This is a genomic window from Ligilactobacillus ubinensis (genome assembly GCF_024160875.1).
GTDB classification, from domain to species: Bacteria; Bacillota; Bacilli; order Lactobacillales; family Lactobacillaceae; genus Ligilactobacillus; species Ligilactobacillus ubinensis.
In genome coordinates, this window is sequence record NZ_JAIULA010000025.1 from 1 (window position 1) to 22,882 (window position 22,882).

The 22,882-nt window shown below is 33.9% G+C and carries 18 protein-coding genes; 8 read left to right on the forward strand and 10 right to left on the reverse strand.

The features are described from left to right. Positions 1 to 169: 169 nt before the first annotated feature. Positions 170 to 1,972, forward strand: coding sequence for an oligoendopeptidase F (gene pepF / locus LB941_RS10495; protein ID WP_253361922.1), 1,803 nt, complete (start codon positions 170 to 172; stop codon positions 1,970 to 1,972). A gap of 204 nt (positions 1,973 to 2,176) precedes the next feature. Here pepF and icd read toward each other — a convergent pair whose 3' ends face one another. The 5 genes from icd to LB941_RS10520 form a co-directional block, all read right to left on the reverse strand. After that, complete coding sequence (gene icd, locus LB941_RS10500) at positions 2,177 to 3,445, reverse strand: NADP-dependent isocitrate dehydrogenase (RefSeq protein WP_253361923.1); 1,269 nt, start codon at positions 3,443 to 3,445, stop codon at positions 2,177 to 2,179. Beyond that, positions 3,445 to 4,554, reverse strand: a complete 1,110-nt coding sequence (locus LB941_RS10505) for a citrate/2-methylcitrate synthase (protein WP_253361924.1) — start codon at positions 4,552 to 4,554, stop codon at positions 3,445 to 3,447. The genes icd and LB941_RS10505 overlap by 1 nt, the downstream gene beginning before the upstream one ends. A gap of 37 nt (positions 4,555 to 4,591) precedes the next feature. Continuing rightward, positions 4,592 to 7,195 (reverse strand): aconitate hydratase AcnA, encoded by a 2,604-nt coding sequence (acnA, locus tag LB941_RS10510; RefSeq protein WP_253361925.1) that lies wholly within the window; start codon positions 7,193 to 7,195, stop codon positions 4,592 to 4,594. 464 nt (positions 7,196 to 7,659) lie between these two features. Beyond that, complete coding sequence (locus LB941_RS10515) at positions 7,660 to 8,139, reverse strand: hypothetical protein (protein ID WP_253361926.1); 480 nt, start codon at positions 8,137 to 8,139, stop codon at positions 7,660 to 7,662. 34 nt (positions 8,140 to 8,173) lie between these two features. Then, positions 8,174 to 9,595, reverse strand: a complete 1,422-nt coding sequence (locus LB941_RS10520; protein WP_253361927.1) for a C69 family dipeptidase — start codon at positions 9,593 to 9,595, stop codon at positions 8,174 to 8,176. 180 nt (positions 9,596 to 9,775) lie between these two features. On the opposite strand from LB941_RS10520, the gene LB941_RS10525 reads away from it, so the two are divergent. After that, positions 9,776 to 10,435: a L,D-transpeptidase gene (locus LB941_RS10525; RefSeq protein WP_253361928.1), complete on the forward strand. Its 660-nt coding sequence runs from the start codon at positions 9,776 to 9,778 to the stop codon at positions 10,433 to 10,435. 120 nt (positions 10,436 to 10,555) lie between these two features. Here LB941_RS10525 and LB941_RS10530 read toward each other — a convergent pair whose 3' ends face one another. From LB941_RS10530 to LB941_RS10545, 4 genes are read right to left on the reverse strand one after another with little or no spacing between them, the layout of a single operon-like run. Next, the gene (locus LB941_RS10530; RefSeq protein WP_253361929.1) at positions 10,556 to 12,019 is read right to left on the reverse strand and encodes a glycoside hydrolase family 1 protein; all 1,464 of its coding nucleotides are present in this window, start codon (positions 12,017 to 12,019) and stop codon (positions 10,556 to 10,558) included. A gap of 16 nt (positions 12,020 to 12,035) precedes the next feature. Next, a complete protein-coding gene (locus tag LB941_RS10535; RefSeq protein WP_253361930.1) occupies positions 12,036 to 12,950 on the reverse strand; it encodes an ROK family protein in 915 nt (304 codons plus the stop codon). A gap of 44 nt (positions 12,951 to 12,994) precedes the next feature. After that, positions 12,995 to 14,047 carry a carboxylesterase family protein gene (locus tag LB941_RS10540; protein WP_253361931.1) on the reverse strand — a complete coding sequence of 351 codons (1,053 nt, stop codon included), beginning with the start codon at positions 14,045 to 14,047 and terminating at the stop codon, positions 12,995 to 12,997. Further along, positions 14,048 to 15,271: an MFS transporter gene (locus LB941_RS10545; protein WP_253361932.1), complete on the reverse strand. Its 1,224-nt coding sequence runs from the start codon at positions 15,269 to 15,271 to the stop codon at positions 14,048 to 14,050. A 174-nt stretch (positions 15,272 to 15,445) separates the two neighbouring features. Between LB941_RS10545 and LB941_RS10550 the strand changes: the two genes are divergently transcribed. Then, complete coding sequence (locus LB941_RS10550) at positions 15,446 to 16,573, forward strand: AraC family transcriptional regulator (RefSeq protein ID WP_253361933.1); 1,128 nt, start codon at positions 15,446 to 15,448, stop codon at positions 16,571 to 16,573. Positions 16,574 to 16,593: 20 nt separating this feature from the next. Here the strand turns inward: LB941_RS10550 and LB941_RS10555 are convergent, their stop codons facing one another. Beyond that, entirely contained in the window at positions 16,594 to 17,499 is a 906-nt protein-coding gene (locus LB941_RS10555; protein WP_341869239.1) for a LysR family transcriptional regulator, read from the reverse strand. Between the two features lie 89 nt (positions 17,500 to 17,588). On the opposite strand from LB941_RS10555, the gene LB941_RS10560 reads away from it, so the two are divergent. From LB941_RS10560 to LB941_RS10580, 5 genes are all read left to right on the forward strand, one after another. Then, positions 17,589 to 18,506 (forward strand): acyltransferase domain-containing protein, encoded by a 918-nt coding sequence (locus tag LB941_RS10560; RefSeq protein WP_253361934.1) that lies wholly within the window; start codon positions 17,589 to 17,591, stop codon positions 18,504 to 18,506. After that, positions 18,503 to 20,149, forward strand: a complete 1,647-nt coding sequence (mdcA, locus tag LB941_RS10565; protein WP_253361935.1) for a malonate decarboxylase subunit alpha — start codon at positions 18,503 to 18,505, stop codon at positions 20,147 to 20,149. The genes LB941_RS10560 and mdcA overlap by 4 nt, the downstream gene beginning before the upstream one ends. Before the next feature lie 95 nt (positions 20,150 to 20,244). After that, positions 20,245 to 20,544, forward strand: coding sequence for a malonate decarboxylase acyl carrier protein (gene mdcC, locus LB941_RS10570; protein WP_253361936.1), 300 nt, complete (start codon positions 20,245 to 20,247; stop codon positions 20,542 to 20,544). Further along, positions 20,534 to 22,198 carry a biotin-independent malonate decarboxylase subunit beta gene (gene mdcD, locus LB941_RS10575; protein WP_253361937.1) on the forward strand — a complete coding sequence of 555 codons (1,665 nt, stop codon included), beginning with the start codon at positions 20,534 to 20,536 and terminating at the stop codon, positions 22,196 to 22,198. Before mdcC ends, mdcD begins: the two co-directional genes overlap by 11 nt. Beyond that, positions 22,189 to 22,806 (forward strand): malonate decarboxylase holo-ACP synthase, encoded by a 618-nt coding sequence (locus LB941_RS10580; RefSeq protein ID WP_253361938.1) that lies wholly within the window; start codon positions 22,189 to 22,191, stop codon positions 22,804 to 22,806. The genes mdcD and LB941_RS10580 overlap by 10 nt, the downstream gene beginning before the upstream one ends. Positions 22,807 to 22,882 lie beyond the last annotated feature (76 nt).

Genomic DNA, 22,882 nt, shown 5'->3' on the forward strand with positions numbered 1-22,882 from the left:
TAAAAATAAAGATCGCAATTACAAAAAGCAGCAGAACAGGCTTTCTAAAAATTTACCCACACAAAGTTGACACTATCTTCGCTAAGCTCTACTTTTTCTTAATCCCTATTCCATGCTAATATTAGGTTATATCTTTCGTCTCAAAATAATCTGTCTAGGAGTGATTTTCATGGCTTTACCTTTACGCAAAGATGTTCCGCTAGAACAAACCTGGAATGTCAATGACCTTTATCCAACCAAAAAAGCGTGGTCTAATGACTTAAGGAACACCGAAATTCTTGTTACCAATTTTAAAACTAAATATACAAATAGTTTAACAACCCCTAAAGATTTTAAAGTCGCTTTGGAGGACTATGCCACTATCCAAAAACATTTAGAATGGTTGGAACATTTTGCTTTCTTGCAACAATCTGTGGATATGACAAATCCGGAAGCTAACCAACTTTTACGCACCTTTTCTAATTTTGCTGCGCAGATTAGCGCCCAACTAACATTTTTCAAAACAGTTGCTTTAGAAAAAACACCTACTTTCTTAGATGAAATTGCTACACTCTCACCGCAATTTAAGCCCGTCATTCGTGAATGGAAAAATGCACAAAAACATCAGTTAGCACCTGAAGTTGAAACACTTCTAGCTTCATTGGAACCAATTTTTAATCAACCAGAAAATATCTATACGCAAGCGCGAGCTGCTGATTTTAAATTTCCTGATTTTCAAGTAGCTGGAAAAAACTATCCACTTTCATTTGTCACATATGAAAACAGCTACCAATTTTCACCTAATCATACCGTTCGTCGAGCAGCTTTTAAAAACTTTTCTAACGTTTTGAATAACTATAAAAATACGCTTGCTGCTAATTACTACGCTCAGGTATTACGAGAGAAGAAAATTGCCACACTACGTGGTTACTCTTCTGTTATCGATTACTTACTAGCAGATCAGGAAGTAAGTCGTGACCTCTTTGATCGTCAAATCGATACCATCATTGCGCAGCTTGGACCAGTTATGCAAAAATATGTAAAATTAATCCAAAAACAACGTCATCTTTCAGAAATGACCTTTGCAGATTTACAAATTGACTTAGATCCCGATTTTAGTCCTAAAATACCGCTTGACCAAGCACCAAAATATATTTCTGATGCTCTGCAAATTTTAGGAACAAATTACCAAGAAATGATTCTACAAGCATTTTCAAAACGGTGGGTTGATTTTCCTACCAATAAAGGCAAAGAATCTGGCGGTTTTGAAACAACTCCTTATGGTAGCCACCCGTATATCCTAATGTCATGGTCTAATGAACTAGCTGATGTTTACACCCTAGTTCATGAATTAGGCCATGCCGGCCAAGCTTTGTTAACACAACAACAACAAAATATTCTAGTCAGTGAACCATCACTTTATATTGTTGAAGCACCATCAACATTTAATGAATTACTGTTAACACATTCGATAGAACAAAAAAGTACTGATAAACGCATGCAACGTTTTGCGTATACAAAAATGCTTACCAATACTTATTACCACAATTTCGTTACACACCTCCTAGAAGCCGCTTTTCAGCGTGAAGTATATACCTTGATTGATGCTGGTCAAGGCTTTGACGGTGATAAGCTTTGTGCAATCAAAAAATCTATTTTACAAAGATTCTGGGGCGATGCCGTTAAAATTGATGATAACGCCGCTTTAACATGGATGCGCCAATCACATTATTATATGGGATTATATTCTTACTCATATTCAGCCAGTCTCACAATTGCAACTCAAGCTTTTCTTAAATTGCTTGCCAATCCAACTAAGGGAGTTGCTAATTGGCTTGCCTTTTTAAAACTAGGTAATCAAAAAACACCGCTTGAAGCAGCTAAAGTAGCAGGCGTTGATGTTTCAACTAAAAAACCACTAGAAGAAACTATTGCTTTTCTAGACAGTATTGTTGATAAAATTATCTTACTCACAAATCAATTAGAGGGATAAATAACTAGCATATAGTAATCCACACGTTATACAGCTAATAGTACACAGTTGATGCTTTCTAGCTGTTTTTTGACACAGATTTTAGTACTCAATATCTGCAGACTAAAAGAGTTCGAGAAATTTTCCCGAACTCTTCTTTGTGTGTAAACTATTAATTACTTAGAAAGCTTATCCATTCTCAACACCTGTAGCCCTTTGTCATGTCTATATTTGTTCTATCAATGTTGCAACATAGTCTCCAAAGGCACTTGTACTTAATTCAGTTGCTTGTGGAATTACTTGAGCAAAATCCATCGTTACATGATGAGTAGCGATTGCTTTGGCAATAGCCTGTTCAATTAACTGCGCAACCTCATTCCAACCAATATAATCAAACATCATCGCTCCTGAGAGAATCATTGATGTTGGATTCAGCTTATTTTGTCCAGCAAATTGTGGTGCTGTCCCGTGTGTTGCTTCAAAAATAGCTTGTTTGCTTTGATAATTAATATTAGCACCTGGTGCAATTCCAATTCCGCCAACTTGAGCTGCTAGTGCATCTGAAATATAGTCTCCATTCAAATTCATTGTTGCTATCACAGAATAGTTTTCTGGATGCAATAGTGCTTGTTGGAAAAAGTTATCAGTAATTACATCATTGACAATAACTCGCTTTTCTTCCTGCGCTTTATTTAAAGCTGCATCAGCTACTGTTTTACCTTGTTTTTCTTTTATTTTTTCATACTGATTCCATGTGAAAACAGCATCACCAAATTCTTCAGCCTTTTCGTATCCCCAGTTTTTAAATCCGCCTTCCGTCTTCTTCATAATATTACCTTTATGCACAAGGGTTACTGTTTTTAAATTATGTTCTAATGCATATGTAATAGCAGCTTGCACAAGACGTTTACTACCTTCACTCGAAACCGGTTTAATCGCATAAGCTGTTGTTTCTGGAAAACGAACTTTTTTAGCTTCGCCATACTTATCCAAAAGGCTTAATAATTCTTTAGCCCCTGCACTTTGTGCTGCAAAATCAATTCCTGCATAAATATCTTCTGTGTTTTCACGAAAAATAGCTAAATTAACCTTTTCAGGCTCCTTAACAGGTGAAGGTGTTCCAGGATAATATTTAACTGGTCTAAAACAGGCAAATAAGTCTAGTTCCTGTCTTAACGTTACATTGATTGAACGGTGTCCCTTACCTATTGGTGTTGTCAGTGGTCCTTTAATTCCCACTAAATATTTTTTCAAAGCATCTAACGTTTCTGTTGGTAGCCACTGCTTCGTTTTATCAAAAGCTGCTTGCCCAGCTAAAAGCGGCAACCACTCTACCTCTTTTTTTCCTGCATATGCTTTTTTTACTGCTGCATCAAAAACCGTTTTAGCTGCTACCCAAATCTCAGGTCCGATTCCATCACCAGCAATAAAAGGTATAATTGGTTTATCAGGTACTAAGAGTTCACCCGCAACCACTTGAATCTGTTTACCCATTAAATATCCCCCTTAGTTGTTACATAATGATCTTTATAGTATTCTCTTGCTTTTGGTCCAACATATTCTGAGGATGGTCTAATTAAGCAACTTTCTCTTCTTTGTTCCATTACATGTGCTAACCACCCTGCCGTTCTGCAAGCTGCAAAAATTGGTGTAAATAAATCGCGTTCAAGACCCAAGCAATGATAAACTAGCGCTGTATAATAATCAACATTAGGATGTAAGCCTTTTTCTTCTAACATAAAAGCCGCTATCTTAATTTGAACATCGAAATATTTTTCATTATGTGTTTCTTTTGCTAGTTTTTCAGCAATATCCCGTAAAATAGCCGCTCTTGGATCACCATTTTTATAAACACGATGTCCAAAGCCCATTACTTTTAGCTTATTAGCTATCCTATCTTTCACATACTCAATTGGATCTGCATCATTATCTACAATTTCTTCTAGCATTCTAAAAACACGTTCATTAGCACCACCATGAAGTGGCCCCTTCAACGCACAAACTGCTGCAGTCAGACAAGAATAATAATCCGCTGAAGTTGAGGCAACTACACGTGCTGTAAAAGTTGACGCATTAAATTCATGATCTGCGTGTAAAATCATAACAGTGTTAAACATTTTAGCATGTTCTAATGTTGGTTTTTTGCCTGTTAACATATATAAGAAGTTATCTGCCACACCTAATTTAGGATCAGGTTCTTTCATTGGTTCACCTTGGCGAATTCTTACAATAGAGGCAATTAATGTCAGCATCTTAGCTAAGATTTTAGGCGGTTCATCTTGTTTAACGTTATTTGTAGTTCCTAGTAATGACGTTGCCGTTCGTAAAATACTCATAGGATGCTGTGGTTCTTTAGCGACATAAAGTAATAATCGTGTAGACTCACTAGGTAAGACCATTTCTGAGACAAGCTCTTTTCTAAAGGCTTCCAGTTCGGCCTTCATTGGCAAGCGTGAATGCCACAATAAAAAAACAACTTCTTCATATGTGGAATCCGCTAACTCCGCAATCGGATAGCCTGAATAAATTAATTTTCCACCAGCGGTAGAACTAATTTCTGTTTCATCAACAATCACGCCTGCTAATCCTTTAGGTAAATCCATTGAAATTCCTCCTGTCGTAATAGGTAATCTGCACTTTCTAGTTAAGTTTTTTTTGAACAACTAGTGGTAAAATACCATGTGCATTGTAATATTTTTTATCAATTGGTGCATCAAAGCGAACTTTTACGTCAAAATGTACCGTATGTTCAGGACTTACTGCACTTACATGTGCAATCTTTCCATCCAATTCAATATTAAAAGCTTCTGCTCCTGTCAAGCCTAAACTTTCTGTATTCTGTCCTTCTAGATACTGTAATGGCAACACACCCATCATCACAAGATTGGAACGATGAATCCTTTCAAAGCTTGCCGCAATAACTGCTTTAACACCTAAAAGTTGAACACCTTTAGCTGCCCAATCACGCGATGAACCCATCCCATAATCGTTACCTGCTAAAATAACAGTTCCTATATTATGTGCTTTATAGTCCATGGCAGCTTCATAAATTGTTGTTTCTTGATTAGTCAGCCATGACTTAGTAAAACCACCTTGTTTATCAGGCGTTAATTGATTTTGCAAGCGAATATTAGCTAAAGTTCCACGCATCATCACTTCATGGTTACCACGACGTGCACCATAAGAATTAAAATCAGTTGCTGCAATCTGCTTACTTAAGAGATACTTACCAGCTGGTGTTTTTTGACCAATAAATCCAGCTGGTGAAATATGATCTGTCGTTATCGTATCCCCTAACTTTGCTAAAACACGCAAATTTGATAATGAATCAGCTTTGTCAGCATAATCAAAAAATGGTGGATTTGCGATATAAGTAGAATTTTCATCCCATGCATAGGTTTCCGAAGTTGTTGCTGCTAATTCATTCCAAGTTTGATTTTGTTGGAATATATTACCGTAATTTTCAGAAAACAATGCTGGTTTAACATATGCTTGAATTACTTTTGAAATTTCATTTGCAGTTGGCCAAAGATCTCTGAGATAAATATTTTGCCCTGTCTCAGTTGTTGCTAGCGGATCTTCTTCAACATTCAAATCTAATGTCCCTGCAATTGCATATACAACAACTAATGGAGGTGAAGCTAAATAAGTATCTTTAATTAATGGATTAACACGCCCTTCAAAATTACGGTTTCCACTCTCAATCGCAGCAATCGGATAGCCATCTTTTTCCACAGCCTCTTGCAATCCTGAATTTAATTGACCTGAATTTCCAATACAAGTTGTGCACCCATAACCAACAATATTGAATCCAAGTTTATCCAAATATTTCTGTAAATTGGCAGCAGTTAAATAAGCAGCTACAACCCGTGAGCCCGGTGCAAATGAAGTTTTAACATATTCTGGTATTTTCAAACCTAACTCTACTGCTTTTTTGGCAATTAAGCCCGCTGCAATCAAAACTTCAGGGTTTGATGTATTAGTACAACTCGTAATCGCAGCTATTCCAAGAGCTCCCGGACGTAATGTGAACTCTTTGTTATTAACTTGTACAGAATATGATGCCAAATCATCATAATGCCTAAACTGATCTGCTAAATCTTCAACTGCAACCAGGTCTTGTGGACGTTTTGGACCAGCAACACTGCTTCTAACAGTTCCTAAGTCTAATTCTTCATACTCAGAATAATGTCTTATTGCATCATGTTTCTCATCGTAAAATAGATTATTCGCTTTAGCATAATCTTCCACTAACTTCACTTGAGCACCACTTCTATCTGTTAGTTTTAAATAAGCTAAAGTTTGGTCATCAATCGGGAAAAAACCGCAAGTTGCCCCATATTCTGGTGCCATATTTGCGATTGTTGCACGATTGGCGAGTGGTAGCTCCTTGAGACCAGGTCCATAAAACTCAACAAATTTTCCCACAACATTATGATCACGTAAAAGTTTAGTAATTGTTAATGCTAAATCTGTTGCCGTAACCGTTTCCGATAATTTACCAAACAATTTCACACCAACCACTTTAGGTGTTGGGAAATATGATTCTTGACCTAACATACTTGCTTCTGCTTCAATACCACCAACGCCCCAACCTAAAACTCCTAATCCATTAACCATTGTTGTATGCGAATCCGTTCCTACTAACGTGTCAGGAAATGCTACATTATCTTTAGTATGGCGGATAACATCAGCTAAGTATTCAATATTAACTTGGTGAATAATTCCTGTATCTGGCGGAATTATCGTTAGATTATCAAAACTATTTTGAGCCCATTTTAAAAATGTATAACGCTCTTTATTTCGTTCGAATTCTTTTTTTACATTAAAATCAAAAGCCTCATCACTACCAGCCATATCCACTTGCACTGAATGATCAATTACTAGATGAACTGGTACTTCAGGGTTAATCATTTGTGGATCTCCGCCACGTTTTTTGATAGCATCACGCATTGCTGCCAAATCAACTAGTGCAGGTACCCCAGTAAAATCTTGTAAAACAACACGCTCAGGTTTGTAGGGTACATCTTTATCATGTTTCTCATCCCAATCAAGAAAGTTGTCTAAAAATTGCTTAATCTCAGAATTCTTAGCACCATGACGTAAAGTTAATTCAAGTAATATGCGCATTGAATATGGAAGTTCATCAACTGATTTTCCTTTGTCAGATAAATACTTCGCAATATCGTAGTACGTATACTCAACTTGCATTGATGAAAAATTGCTACGATAATCATTTTCCATTTAATCACACCTACAATCCCTGTTGATTTTAACAACAGCATCATTTTCTAACTATTTTATCATGCATATACTTTTTACACCAATTATTCCACAATATACATCTAATAATTCATAACATGGAATATATATGTTTAACAACTTTTGTAGACGCTCCTAATCACGCTTTTATATCAGCATTAGCAGGGAAAGTATACTTTTTGTATCTTCATAAAAATATTATATTTTTTATGTTTTTATAACACAAATGTGTAAAATAAATGTGTTAAATGTAGTAACCTTTATTCTTTTAATCAAAGTAACTATATTTAAATTATAAAAAAATTAATGTGACACATTATGTTTTAATCAAAAAATCAAAGTACTGTTCTTTCTAAATATTTACTTCTAATTCTTTGTACATTTTAAATAAAAAAGAGCATTGGATAAATAATCCAAGCTCCCTTCTTACTATTATTTTTCTGTAATTATTCATCAGCCTTATTCGCTTGATTTTCTTCAATTATAGCAACTTGTTTTGCTACCTGTTCGATCACTTTAACAGCAAAGCTCTCAGAATTTGCAAGCATCTCATCGACTGAAGCTATTTTATCTATCCTAAAATGCGAAGCGTTAATATCTTCTGAATTTACAACAAGGTAAACATTAACCGGTACTACTTCATCTAGATTCAAGAAAAAATTATCTACTTTTTTTACATCTGCAAAAGAAAGGTTAATAATTCCTGTTTCTAAATAAAAACGTGTTGGCCCTGACGGATAATCAACTAATAATCCCGCTTGTACTAATTTTTCTTGTTCTACACTATTTTTAAATTTTTCTAAAACTGGTTCAAAGCTTTCTTGTACTCCTGCTGTATGAAATTTAGCCGCTGTTGTCGATATAGTCTCTTTGACATAATGTTCTCCTGCAACTATATCAATATACTCTTTGGCTGTAATATTCATTATTTCACTTCCTTATTTAAATTCACAGTTTTCTTTACAAATTACTATCCATATTAAAAGTTAATTTAGATAGCGTCAACCCTTCTGTTATAAAATGACTTATTAGTTGCATAGTTCTCTTCTTCATATCAGCTGACATTGCATAGTTTTGTTTTGTCAAAAAAGCAGTTAACTTCTCGCCATTAAGTTCTTTAGCTGCTAAATCTGTTTTTTCAATAAGACGATATTGTTGCTCTCTGGCAGCTGTTAGATAGTCCCTGTTTTCTTGCACAAATTTTGCATAATGGGTTTCCGTCAACATTGATAACGTTCGATACATCCAATATGCACTTGTAATATCATATTCAAGCGGTGTATTACTCCATGCTGGATCTGTATCATTAGCATTGGTAAAGAAAGGCACATATGGTGTAAATGTTGGTATTCCAAAACAAATCCACATTATCGCTGCTTGTTTTTCTGGTACATTATTTCTAATTTGTAAAACATGCGAATTTTGCGTTCTATTAAGTGCAATAGGACGATAACGTTGCTTGTCTTCTTTGTTACCGTGACCTAAGGGATCAAAAGGTGTTTCGTTGTAGTGTGAGCTTAGTACTCTTTCTAAATCTTCAACTGTTAGCAAGCGATTAGCTCGACAAATAAATGGTAAATCGCTTGATTCAGGACTTTGTTCAACTTCTGGTGTAAATATTTTTTGTCCATACCACACCCTTGGAGTATTGTAATGACGATCTTTTTCATTATCAGTTCCAAAAATCCGTCTAAAATTAAATTCACCATTTTTCTTAGGATTCAAATGATGCTCATTAACAAATTCTTGTAAACCTTCCGACCACATATAATTGTCTGGTTGTTTAAAATCAATATAATCTTGCGCAACCTGATTTGCTGCAATTGCATAGGCATCATCTGGGATCCGCGTTGCAGCCCAATGATGTCCTGTTACAATTTCCATATACCACACATCATCTTTATCTGAAAATAAGACTCCATTACCTTCTGGCGAACCATATTTTTTTATTAATGCGCCTAAGTATTGGACACCTTCACGCGCCGAATTGATAAAGGGAGCGACCATTGTTTGCAATGAATCCTCAGCTAACCCATTAGCAACCCAAGGATCATAGGCTAAAGCTCGTTCATTTCCATACACTGATTCTGTTGCCGACATTGCTACATTTTTTTCATTAATAGAACTTTCATCAAACACACCATTTTTTTCAACATCCGCATTAGGAGTAAATGTTGTCCGATACCCATTTTCTGGTAAAGGTGCTTTAAAACCATTCTTATTTGACACTAATATCTCTTGACGACCATTCACAGCAGGTTGCATCACAAATTTTTGAGGTGTTAATGGCAAGAACGTATCATCATTTCTTGCTATCATTGTAGAACCATCAACAGTTGCATTTTTACCCACTAAGATCGTAGTACAAGCTTGTTCCATCATTTCTAATCACTCCATCATAATCATATCTATCTGTTTATTTTACGCTTCACAGAAACATAAAACCAGTTGGGCTTATTATTTATTAATATTTCGAAATAATTTTCCTTACACTCTTGAATTTTCTTACTGTGCTTCTTAAGATAGAGATAAATTATAGTAACTTGGAAGGAATATCAATTCATGCGTAAATTATTAACATTTATAACCATAGTTGTTTTAGTCGCTGTCGGTTTTTTCAGTTACAAAGCTTTTTCAAGTTCATCTACCAGCAATAGCTCAGCTGCTCCAACTGCTACTAAAAAAACTAATTCCGCTAGTAGCAGTTCTAAAAAGAAGAGTAGTTCAGAAAAGAAACAATCTGTTATGCGAACTCCGATTAATTGGAAACTTTCTTCTGAAACGGTTGCTTACCCTGATTTAAGTACATTATCAAACTTCTGGATTAAAGTCTCTATTTCTAAAAATCGTGTTTATCTTATGAATAACAATGATGTAGTCTACACCATGTATTGTTCTGCAGGTGTTTATGAAAAACAATCAGATGGTACCAAAAAGAGTACCACTCCAACTGGAACATATTATATTCAATCTGAACGAGGGACTACTTTCTATAATTCTAATCTAAAAGAAGGAGCTAACTACTGGGTTTCTTGGCTGAATCATGGAGAGTATCTCTTCCATACTGTTCCAATTGATGCTAATGGTAACTATAAAACCGCTGAAGCTAAAAAGCTAGGTAAAACAACCGCTTCACATGGTTGTATCAGATTGTCAGTTTCTGATGCAAAATGGATTTATGATAACGTCAAAGAAGGCACTAAGGTCGTCATTCAAAATTAATTTTATGTTCTAAGTTTTTAGTAATACCCAATAAAAAAAGAATCACTGAAACCTAATATCCGTTATTTTGTACTATAGCGGATATTCATTACGTTTCTAGTGATTCTTTTTTGTAATTATTTACATTCTTGCGCCATTACTTTGAATGACTTTTTGATACCAATAAAACGAATCTTTGCGTAAACGATCTAACGTCCCATTGCCTTCATCATCTAAATCAACATATATAAAGCCGTAGCGCTTACTCATCTGCCCTGTAGAAGCACTAACTAAATCAATACAGCCCCATGGCGTATAACCCATTAAATCAACTCCATCCGTTAGTGCATCGCCCATTGCCTGAATATGCTTTCTTAAATAATCAATTCTATATTCATCATGAATTGCACCATCAGCTTCTACTTTATCATAGGCTCCTAGTCCATTTTCCACAACAAATAGTGGTTTTTGATATCGATCATATAATTCATTTAATGCAATCCTTAATCCAGTTGGATCGATTTGCCAACCCCAATCACTTGCCTCTAAAAATGGATTTTTAACTCCACCTATCAAGTTGCCAGATGAAGCATCTGCATCCGCATGGGTTTCATCAATAACCATCGACATATAATAACTAAAACCAATATAGTCTACCGTATTATTTGCAATTAAAGCTAGGTCCTCATCAGTTATTTCCAGTTTCTTTGGATCGACATGATAGTCGTGCAACATCCGTGCAGTTGATGCAGGATATTTACCTCTAACCTGTACATCAGCGCAGAAAAAGTTAAAATCTTGCATCTGTTTTAAGTTTGCCATTTGATTTTCTGGATTTGCATCAAACGCATAACTAGTAGCATACAAAATCATACAGCCTATTTTTAATGCCGGATTTAATTGATGACCATATTTTACAGCTAGCGAACTTGCTACAAATTGGTTATGCCATGCTTGAAAAACATTATTCTTATCATTTGAACCATTACTAGGCACCATTCCTTGACTCATAACTGGAAAATGAAATGCTGAATTGATTTCATTAAATGTCATCCAATATTTAACTTTTTGCGAATATCTTTGTAAGACTACTTTTGCAAAGTTCTCATAAAACGCTATCAATTTGCGGTTCTTCCAACCACCGTATTCTGTTGCAAGATGTAATGGCAATTCATAATGTGAAATAGTTACCACAGGTTCAATATTATACTTAAGACATTCATCAATCAATTGATCATAGAATACAAGCCCAGCTTCATTAGGTGTTGTTTCATCACCCTTTGGAAAAACTCTTGACCAAGCGATTGAAAAACGATAGCATTTAAATCCCATTTCCGCAAAAAGTTTAATGTCTTCCTTAAAGCGTTGATAATGTTCTATTCCACGATGATTCGGATAGCGATATTTTTTAGCATCGATTTTCCACTTAAAATCAGGTTGAGCAGCAATTGCAAACCTTTCTTTCCCACCTGGTAAAGCATCTGCAATTGATGGTCCTTTGCCATCTTGATCCCAAGCACCTTCTAATTGGTTAGCGGCAGTAGCCCCACCCCAAAGAAAATTATCTGGAAAAACTTCAGATGGTAATGATTTAAAATCAAACATTGAATCCCTCTCTTTCTTAATCCATTGGATTTTCATCCAACTTTTGCAACAAACCATAAAGAGCTCCATACAGATTAGCACTATTTTCAAATTTAGCTTTTTTAATATCTGGTCGTGTCAACGTTTGCTTAATCAATGGTAACTCTTCTAACATTTTATCATATTCTTGATTTATTGTTTTAATCAAAATCGGTTGACTGCTAATTCCGCCTCCAATTGCATACGTAGTTACATCAACAACACTTTGAATATTCAGTATCAAATATGCAATTTTGCGACAATAAGCTTTAAATATTTTCTCAGCAATCGGATTATTTTGTGTGATTTTTTTGAATACTTCTAGTCCATCTTTTTTATCTTTTAAATTCAAATCTGTTGCAATCTGTTTAATCATCTCAACTGCAGACACGCTCATACCAACTATTTTGTCGTAGCCATCTCGCTCATAGTTATTAACCATAAAGCTAAGTTCTCCTGCTTGGAAATGGCTTCCTGTTAACAGTTTGTTATTGATAATTATTCCACCACCAACGCCTGTTCCTAAAATAATGGCTGCTGAATTTGCATGCCCTTGTAATACACCCAACCATAATTCTGCTAATGCAGCCGCCTTACCGTCATTTTCAACTCCAACTGGCAACTTACCGAATTCATCTTGAATCATTTTTTCAAAATTGACGCCATCTAAAAATGGAAGTGAACCTCCAAAATAAACGATACCGCTTTTGGAATCAACCTTACCAGGAACGCTAATCGCAACTCCAAAAATTTCTTTTCTATATTTTGCTATAATTCCCATAAAAGCACGTTTAAATTCCTCTGGCTCGGTTGGTGTTGGTTGTTGATCTTTCATAGTTAGATTTCCAGAATGATCAATTAACCCATATTTCAGATTAGTTCCGCCAATATCAATACTCAAATAATTCCGCATAAAAATTCTCTCCTCTTACACTGCCAAATAAAGATTCTAATATATTATAATTTTTTTTGTGAAAAAAGCCATGGAAGCAATTTGCTATTATTAAATGCAAGTGCCCAACTTGCATGTGCATTTGGGGCAGCTTCTCCCTTAGGATAAATAGATACTTTTAATTTTTCTCCATTTAATCTTTTAATTTTTTCAGCAATATTAATCGTTCCATTTACATTAACCACAGGATCATCTTCTACATGAAATGCCCAAATCGGTAAAGTCGACAGCTTACGCGCTTCTTCTTGTGTTGCTTCCATATATCTACCTTGCCCTGATTGTAATTGAAATTTCTTACCATTATTATACACATAACCTGAGCATGGAACCAAAGCTGTAAAAAGATTAGGGAAACTCTCTCCAAATTGCCATGTTGCCGATGCTCCATTCGATAATCCTACAAGATATACTCTTGACGAATCAATATTTTCATCTTTCATGATTTTACCAATCAATTTTAACAGATCATTTTGAACTTCTGGTCTAAACCATCCATTAAGTTCTGGCATCCAAGTAGCTTGCGGGACTAAAACGACTGCATCTTCATTATGTTTGACATATTTATAGATTGTTTTAACAACATCACTCCCAAGTAATGGTAATTCATTCGAAAATCCACGTTCTCCTGAACCATGCAAAAATATGACTAGAGGTCTTTTTTCTTCTTTTTGATGTGATGAAAACAACATATAACTTAATAAACCTTTAGTTGATTGAAAAATATATTTATCAAATTTTTTAACAAACTTATCTTTCTTAAAAACTACATTATATTCAGTTACATCATGATTAATAATTTCAATAATTATTTTTGGTAAATTTATTTCATTAACAAATTTTTCAAGATTAAATTTTAACACTGGAATTGGCTCATGAAATTTCACTTCAACCGCATCTGAGCTAAGTCTTTTTAAATCATACGCAAGTTTTTCCCCATTCAAGGAAAAATTAATATCTTTACTTTCTACATTACATTCTTTAGAAAAAATCAATTCAGCACTTATGATAAAATCTCCATCATCAAGAACACTTCTCTGATAAATTACGTTAACCTTCATCTATGCTTCCTCCTTATCGCTTTTATTAACAAGATCTTTATTTCTTGAAAAAGCCAATAATAAAAATGCAATTCCAATAACCAACATTAATATCCCAGCAATTATTAACTCTGAAACTGCATCTCCGTGATTAAAAACTTTTCCTAAAAGAACAAGCGTATATGGTGATAAGAAAGCTCCAAAATTATTAAAAACCTTAGCTATAGAAATTGCAAAGTCTTTTGAACTAACAGGAACATCTTCCATTACAGCTCCATAGATATATGGGAATATTAAAGATGTTGAAGACACTATAACCATAAATATGGAAAACATCCACATGTTTTTAGAATATGCCATACCAATAAAACCTATTGTGCCCATAAACATGATAACAACGGGTGTATAATGCTTTAACACCTTATATATAGGACCATACAACATAGTTATAAAACCGCCTACAATTCCTGCAATTGCTAAGCCCGTTGATAACATCCCTGAATTACTTAACTTTAATTGTGCTATCGCTAAACCAGAATCTGTAGATAATGCCATTATTGCATTAAAATAGAGAAATGCTAATATAATTGCTAAAAATGCTTTCAAAGGTAACTTTTTTTCCTTTTTACCTGATTCAACTGAAGCCTTTTCACGATTAGTAGCTACTATACTTTTTTCAACATCTTTGTTATATCCTATAGAAAACAAAATTATTATTGGAATAAAGACAAGATATACTAAATAAGCATTATGCCAGCCCGCACCCAATAATATACCAGCGATAAAAGTCGCTAAACTATTACCCAATGTTGAAATTGCAGATTGAATCCCTAATAAATTACGTTGTTCATCGCCCTCATACAAATCAGAGATTAAACTAACTGTTGACGACGAATAAAGTCCGTTACCTGCACCAAATAAAAATCTAGCTATTTCTATTAACGTAAAATTATTAGTAAAGAATGGAGTTATTCCACCTATAAGACCAACTATTAATCCTAATAATACCGTACGTCTCTTACCTAATATTTTTATAAAAAATGTACTCAACAAAACAAATATCATCATTGCAATAGACGGTATAGTTATTAATGCTTGAACAGATGATTGACTATGGGTAGAAAATTGTTTAACCATTGCAGGAACTGCACCTGAAACTGCACCTGCAGCTGTTAATAGAGTTGAGATTGATAAGATACCAATTTTTAGAATCGGTTTTCTTTTTTGTAATACTGCGTTTTCCATATTAGTCCTCCCAATTTTTATGTTTTATAAACAAGTTAAAAATTTTTTACCCGGGTATTTTTTTGTTAACGATTTCAGTATATTGTTTTTATCAATAAAGTATTGTACAATACAACTCTATTTTGTATTATTTAATTGTTTTTGAAATCGCTTTTAAGAAAGGAAAGGAAAATTTTGCATTCTCATATTAAAAAAGTTCTGGTTAATTTCAATTTAGCTACTCAAATTTCTGTTTTAGTTTATTCTTATGAACGTGATTTATTACTTTCATTGCCAGGTAAAATAAATTCTGATTCATTCTTGATTTTAACAAAGGACATTGTGTTTCCACAAAACAATAACTACCGAAATTATATTTTTCATAATGATAGCTATATTAGTTTAATAGATCTTGGTATAGAACAAAAAAAAATTATCATCCTTGGACAAACTGAATTTTCACAACAATCTAACGATTTTAATTCCTCGTTTCCAAATATTATGTTAAAAAAATTCCAATCTGTCAGCAATTTGGTCTATTACTCAATCTTCTTTAAATGGCCCTCACAAACTGAGCCAATTCACTTAAGCGATTCTCTTTTGGATGGAGAATCTTACAATAGCCTTGACAACAGAAGATTGGAAAAAAACTTCCATAACAATTACCTCTTTGAAAAATCTATGCTAAAGACTATTGAACGAGGACAAAATGATAAATTTCCACAAGCACTACATGCCTATATGGAAAGTGGTTCCCCTGGAGAAATGAATTATAGCAATGCATTAAGAAACAATAAAGATTTAGCCATTGCAGCACTTACTATATTTACACGTGCTGCAATTAAAGGTGGTATTCCTGCCGAGGGCGCTTTAAGTTTAAGTGATAATATTTCTCAAAATATTGAAAAACTAACTGAGATAACAGATATCGAAGACCTTATTTTAAAAATTGGCATGCTTTTTATAGAACGAGTTCAGAACACTCAAAAGGCATCTACGACAAATCCTGTTGTTTATTCTGTAATTAATTACATATACCAACATTTAAATTCAAAAATAAAAATATCTGATATCGCCGTTAAATTAAATTATTCGCCTAACTATATTTCTAAAATTTTTAAAAAAGAAACAAACAAAACCATCACACAATACATTAATGATCAAAAAATACAGGAAGTTAAAAGCCAATTAGCATATACTGACAAAACAATTAGTCAAATTTCTGAAGATCTCGGTTTCTCAGATCAAGGTTATCTAACAAGACTATTTAAAAAAAGCACAGGTGTTTCACCTTTCTTTTTCCGACAAGAACACTCAATCTAATTGCAAAAAAATCTCTGGCTTTAAAAAAGCAACTTTAGTTTTTCTTTGCTTTTAAAAAGGTCCCTTAGTACTTCAATCGCCTTTTGCTTGGTCTTAGTCTCAGTGCTTTTAAATGCTGAGACACTTAAATACACTGTTCTAGTTGGTGAATTAGGATATATTCTTGCTAAATGCAGATTTTCTCCATTTTTCGCCCATGTAATAGCGGGAATAAAACTAACACCTGCATGATTATCTATTAATTCCCTAATTGTAGCGGGATCATCAGACTCATATTGATATTCTAAATTTAACTTATACTCGTTAAAATATGTGTCAAGAGTTTTTCGTAAAGCTAACTGATTACTTAAACCAATAATTGGTAATTGCATCAAATCTTGAATTGATACAATATTTGATGTTAGTTCATCACCCGCTGTACCAACAAAAATTTCTTCTTCCAATAATTCAATAGACTCACTATTTCGTGTTGTAGAAATAACAAAATCGAATTTCTGAAAATCATTCTCATCTACAATTTTTTGTGTTAATTGGATTGGTGTATCCAAATATACAGTTTTAAGCGCATGGAGTATTTCAGGTATAAATAAAGAGCCAACTTCAACCAATATTCTTATTGGTTTTCTTTTTTCTTTTGATGTTTCCAAAACAGCATTTACTCCATAGTCAATTTGATCTAATCCTTTTTCGATATAAGTTAAAAAAAGTTTCCCATATTCGTTGATATAAATTCTTCGCCCTTCTCTGCTAAATAACTGAACACCTAATTCTTCTTCTAATTCCTTAATCATTTTAGTCATGGCTGGTTGACTAACAAATGCTTTTTTGGCTCCTTTAGTTATACTTCCAGTCTGTGCAGTATAAACAAATCCACGTAATTGAGAAAGATTGATATTAATTACCTCCTTATAACTAACAGTTATAATAAATAACTACTATTCATTATACATATCACTTATTTATTAGTACAGTGATAGTATGTAATCGATTTATTTTGTCAAATAGGAGCTATACTATGAAATCACTTTGGATTTTTCCAGGACAAGGTTATCAACATGCTAATATGTTAACGCATGTTGATTCCAGCTTATTACATTATGTTGAAAATTTATTGGAAATTCATTTAAATGACAATGTCCAAGATTATTTAGACTACGTTAAACTTCAAGTTAGTATTTCCTTACTACAAGTTGATCAAGTTGATAAATTAATCGCTAAAGGTTTTTATCCCCAATTAGTAGCTGGCCATTCTCTTGGAATATTTGCTGCAGCTTATGCCTGCGGAAGTTTAGATAAAGAAAATCTCTTCAAATTAGTTAAATTACGAGCACAGCTAATGCAAAACGCCTACCCTTACGAATATGGCATGGGAATTGTTACCGGACTTACTTTGAACCAGCTTGAATTCTTAGTTAGTCAAGTTAATCATTCTAGTATGCCTGTATATGTTTCAAATCAAAATACACCTGATCAAATTGCATTATCTGGAAAATTGACTGCTATTAGAAAAGTTTTAGTTTTAGCAAAAAAATCCGGTGCGAGTAAAACATTAGTACTAAAGGTTCCTGTTCCTTCTCATTCTCCACTAATGAAGCCCATTGCACATTCTTTATGTGAAAAATTAGACAAAATAAATATACGTACCCCAAATTGCGTTTATCTCATTAATAGTAGTGGTTATTCAACACGTAAACCTGAGTTTATAAAAAAAGATCTCTCTGAGAGTTTAATTTACCCTGTTTATTTTAATTCTATGATATCTATTGCAACAGATTTTAAGCCAGATACAATTATAAACTTTCCACCTGGATCTCCTTTTAGAAAAATACTGTCTCAGCAGTTCTCAGAACAACATCAAATTTATTTAGATCAACATATTTTTGACGATTCGCTTTTTTTGCTAAATAAATGGAAACGAGGTCTATACAAATGACAAATAAAAATCATAACTGGGCAAGTCAACGTGATGAAAAAAATTTACGAATGGCTAATGCCACATCAATAATTAACAATAAATTTGTTAGAACAGAAAATGCCAAAGAATTATTAGAAACATTAATTCAACCTAACGATCGAGTTGTCTTAGAGGGAGACAATCAAAAACAAGCATCTTTTCTCTCGGAAACTTTAGCCTCTGTGGATTGTGCTAGAATACATGATTTACATATGATCATGAGCAGTGTTTCTCGCCCAGAACATTTAGATATTTTCGAAAATGGAATTGCAACCAAATTAGATTTTTCCTTTGCTGGTCCACAAAGTAATCGTATTTCAAAAATGATTAGCTCTGGAATTTTAAAAATTGGTGATATTCATACTTATCTTGAATTATATGCACGTCTCTTTGTCGACTTAACACCTAATGTAGTTCTTGTTGCTGCTGATAAAGCCGATAAACAGGGTAATCTCTACACTGGTTATAACACCGAAGAAACACCTGTAATTATTGAATCTGCTGCATTTAAAAATGGAATTGTAATTGTTCAAGTCAGTGAAATTGTCGACAAATTACCTCGAGTTGATATTCCTAGTGATTGGGTTGATATTATTATTCAGTCAGATAAACCTTATCAACTTGAGCCTTTATTTACACGCGATCCTCAAAATATTACTGAATTACAAATTTTGATGGGTATGATGGCGATTCGAGGAATATATGAGAAACATCATGTTCAATCTGTAAATCACGGAATTGGATTTAATACTGCTGCAATCGAATTATTACTTCCTACCTACGGAAATCAATTAGGACTTAAAGGTAAAATTGTTCCCTATTGGGAAGTTAATCCAACACCTACTTTAATTCCTGCCATTGAAAATGGGTGGATAAAATCTATCCATAGCTTTGGTGGTGAAGTTGGAATGGAACAATACATATCAGCTCGACCTGATGTTTTCTTTGTAGGAAAGGATGGCACTATGCGTTCAAATAGAGCGTATGGTCAAATGGCAGGACAATATGCCTTAGATATGTTTGTTGGCTCAACATTACAAATTGATAAATATGGCAATTCTTCCACTGTTACAAATGGCCGTTTGTCTGGTTTCGGAGGAGCCCCAAATATGGGCTCTAACCCAACAGGGCGTCGCCATTCATCTACTGCTTGGCAAAGTTTAAAACCTACAGATAACCCTTTAGCTAAAGGACAAAAACTAGTCGTTCAAATCGTTGAGACTTATAACTCAGCAAAAAAGCCTGTATTCGTTGAACATTTAGATGCTGAAAAAGTTCAAAAAGAAGCAAACCTTGAAAATGTTCCTATAATGATTTATTCAGAAGATACTACACATATTGTTACAGAAGAAGGAATTGCATATTTATATAAAACAAATAGTATGACTGAACGCCAAGAAGCAATTGAAGCTATCGCTGGTGTTACACCACTAGGATTACGAAGTAATGCAAAAAAATTAAATCAATTACGCAATAAAGGAATTGTTGCACTTCCAGAAGACTTAAAAGTAAATAGACTCGCAGCTAAGCGTTCCTTGTTAGCAGCCAAAAATATGGAAGACTTAGTTAAATGGTCTAAAGGTTTATATAATCCACCAGCAAAGTTCCGTAGTTGGTCATAAGATTGTTTGTTATTTATAAAACAATCTTAAAATATTACTTTGTCTTAGTTATATTTATAGAACTATCTACAATTAAGGAGGAATTGCTAACTATTATGGAAAAATTGTATTTTAAATTTACAACAACACAACCTGTTACTAAATTTGTTCATGTTGGCGTTGTTGCATCCGGAGATTTAGAAATTATTTTACGTCCAAATAATCACTCTTACTCAACATTAAACATTATCACAGGTAGTGATGGCTTTAAAAGTACTTGGAGTAATGTTCTTTCCCGATTCTTTGATCGCTATCCTCTCCAAGGAGATTTTGAAATAAATGACTTTGGCGCTACACCCGGTGTTGTTAATCTAAGACTATCTCAAGTAATGGAGGTGTTAAAAAATGAACAATAGTCTGCTTGAATTAAATGCTAGAGAACGGGCAGTTGCACTATTAGATAAGGATACAGCTCAAGAATTAATCGGTCCTTTTGACAATATCATTTCCCCTCATCTAATTCCACAAAATATCGTTCCAGAAAGTGATGATGGCGTTATTATCATGAAAGGGCAACTAAAACATCTCAATTGTGTCATTATATCAATAGAGGGAAGTTTTCAAGGTGGAGGTATTGGTGAAGTAGGTGGTGCAAAAATTGTATCTGCATTAGAACATACTTTACTTGATAATAAAAATGGAGAGAAGGTTTATCCTCTTATAATATTTGATACAGGTGGCGTCCGTCTTCAAGAAGCAAACTATGGCTTATTATCTATATCCGAAATTCAAAACATGATTATTGAGCTTAAACAATATGTACCCGTAATCGGTTTAATTCCTGGGCGTGTCGGTTCATTCGGCGGCATGTCTATTACCACTGCTTTAATGTCTTATATTATCACAACTGATAAGGCACGAATTGGATTAAATGGTCCCGAGGTTATTGAGCAAGAAGCCGGAGCACGTGAATTTGATTCTAGTGATAAGAATCTTATTTGGAATACTTTAGGTGCAAAACAACGTAAGGCAACAGGAATAGTTGATGAAGTAATAGATGATGATGTTGATGCGTTTCGTTCAACTATTGCAAAAACTATTTTAGAAAAAAAAGATTCAAACCGTGATCAACAAGTTAACTTCTATCTTTCCCTTATAGAAACCCTAGATCCTGCTCATATGCTAACTACGCAAGAATATACTAATTTATATAGGCATGTATCTGTTCACGACCATCATTTAAATTCTGCAATACCAAGTGACTATCCAACTATTACCAGTCGCGGGCGTCACTGGTTTGAACAATTAACGCAAATTAAAAATGCTCATAGCGATATACCAACAGTTTTACATGCTCTGGTAAATGGTTACGAATATATTTCAATTGTTCCGGACAAAAACAATAATTTTCCGCGAGTACGTCACGGTGAAGTAGGCTTAAAAGAAGGCTATACTGTTGCAAATGTTATAAATGATTTAATAGATCGTGATAAAGATAAAAAAACAAAAACCCCAATCGTTATAATTGTAGACGTACCAAGTCAAGCATATGGTTATAACGAAGAGTTAGTTGGAATACACATGTCGTTAGCAGCAAGTGTTAGTGCCTATGCACGTGCTAGGCAAGCTGGTCATAAAATAATTTCTTTTATCCCTGGAGATGCTGTATCAGGCGGATTTCTCGCTCATGGCTTGCAATCTAATCGCTTAATTGCTCTTAATGACTCAAGTATTACTATTCAGGCAATGAGTAAAGAGAGCGCCGCTAGAATAACAAACCGATCATTACAAGAACTAGAACAAGCCACTAAAAATACACCTGCTATGGCGTATGATATTAAAAATTATCAAAAGCTAGGAAGTCTTTTTTATTTGATTTCAAATGTTAAAAGTTATGATTCATCTGACTATGCTATCAATATAGTTAAAAATGCGATTAATTCAGCAATATCTGATTTAGAAAACAAACCAACTGATTTAAGTTTTAGATATAACAACAAAATAGCTAAAGAAAGTGGACGAGTTGCAACAAATAAAATTCGTCTATTAATGGACAAACAATGGAACTAATCCCACATACATTAATCAAATTAAAAAATAAAGATTTAATTTATGCTGATACTTCTGTGCCAGCTTGGGTTAAAAAAAGCTTAGAAATCTCTTCTTATAGTGTAGTTCGTCGTGGATTTCAATCTGAATATATTCCCGTTGGAATCCGTGGGTTTAAAAAAAATCAAAGATTTGCTGCTTGCATTAAAAAAAGTAATATTGAAAGCACATACCTACCCAGTGATGCACTTAAAAAAATAGATACTGTGCCTAATACTCGATTAAATTTACCTGCTTTTCAATCACTTCTAAAAATTAGAAACCATTTAAGTATGTTTGAATGGGGAGTTGGTGGTAGTTTGCAGTTTGAATTAATTACCGGGATACCTATGGTAACTGAAAAAAGTGATCTTGATTTACTAATAACTTGTCCTCCAGTTCCTCTATCACATAAAGAAGCTAACCAACTACTAAAAAAATTACAATTCCTTTCAACTGTACATCTCGATATTCAAGTTTTGAATCATCAAAATGGTTTTTCTCTTGAGGAATTCGCATTACAAAGGAATAAAACAATATTAGTAAAAACAATGGTAGGTCCAATTCTAATGGATGACCCCTGGATCTAAGCAATCCTTAACAAAATAACGTTAACTAATTTAAACTTTAAATTATATTAAAAAAACAGACTAGAAAATTTGACTA

Bases quoted from the DNA above. Each gene is read 5' to 3' on its own strand.
- pepF (WP_253361922.1), top strand. From the start codon at position 170: ATGGCTTTACCTTTACGCAAAGATGTTCCGCTAGAACAAACCTGGAAT.
- icd (WP_253361923.1), bottom strand. From the start codon at position 3,445: ATGGGTAAACAGATTCAAGTGGTTGCGGGTGAACTCTTAGTACCTGAT.
- LB941_RS10505 (WP_253361924.1), bottom strand. From the start codon at position 4,554: ATGGATTTACCTAAAGGATTAGCAGGCGTGATTGTTGATGAAACAGAA.
- acnA (WP_253361925.1), bottom strand. From the start codon at position 7,195: ATGGAAAATGATTATCGTAGCAATTTTTCATCAATGCAAGTTGAGTAT.
- LB941_RS10515 (WP_253361926.1), bottom strand. From the start codon at position 8,139: ATGAATATTACAGCCAAAGAGTATATTGATATAGTTGCAGGAGAACAT.
- LB941_RS10520 (WP_253361927.1), bottom strand. From the start codon at position 9,595: ATGATGGAACAAGCTTGTACTACGATCTTAGTGGGTAAAAATGCAACT.
- LB941_RS10525 (WP_253361928.1), top strand. From the start codon at position 9,776: ATGCGTAAATTATTAACATTTATAACCATAGTTGTTTTAGTCGCTGTC.
- LB941_RS10530 (WP_253361929.1), bottom strand. From the start codon at position 12,019: ATGTTTGATTTTAAATCATTACCATCTGAAGTTTTTCCAGATAATTTT.
- LB941_RS10535 (WP_253361930.1), bottom strand. From the start codon at position 12,950: ATGCGGAATTATTTGAGTATTGATATTGGCGGAACTAATCTGAAATAT.
- LB941_RS10540 (WP_253361931.1), bottom strand. From the start codon at position 14,047: ATGAAGGTTAACGTAATTTATCAGAGAAGTGTTCTTGATGATGGAGAT.
- LB941_RS10545 (WP_253361932.1), bottom strand. From the start codon at position 15,271: ATGGAAAACGCAGTATTACAAAAAAGAAAACCGATTCTAAAAATTGGT.
- LB941_RS10560 (WP_253361934.1), top strand. From the start codon at position 17,589: ATGAAATCACTTTGGATTTTTCCAGGACAAGGTTATCAACATGCTAAT.
- mdcA (WP_253361935.1), top strand. From the start codon at position 18,503: ATGACAAATAAAAATCATAACTGGGCAAGTCAACGTGATGAAAAAAAT.
- mdcC (WP_253361936.1), top strand. From the start codon at position 20,245: ATGGAAAAATTGTATTTTAAATTTACAACAACACAACCTGTTACTAAA.
- mdcD (WP_253361937.1), top strand. From the start codon at position 20,534: ATGAACAATAGTCTGCTTGAATTAAATGCTAGAGAACGGGCAGTTGCA.
- LB941_RS10580 (WP_253361938.1), top strand. From the start codon at position 22,189: ATGGAACTAATCCCACATACATTAATCAAATTAAAAAATAAAGATTTA.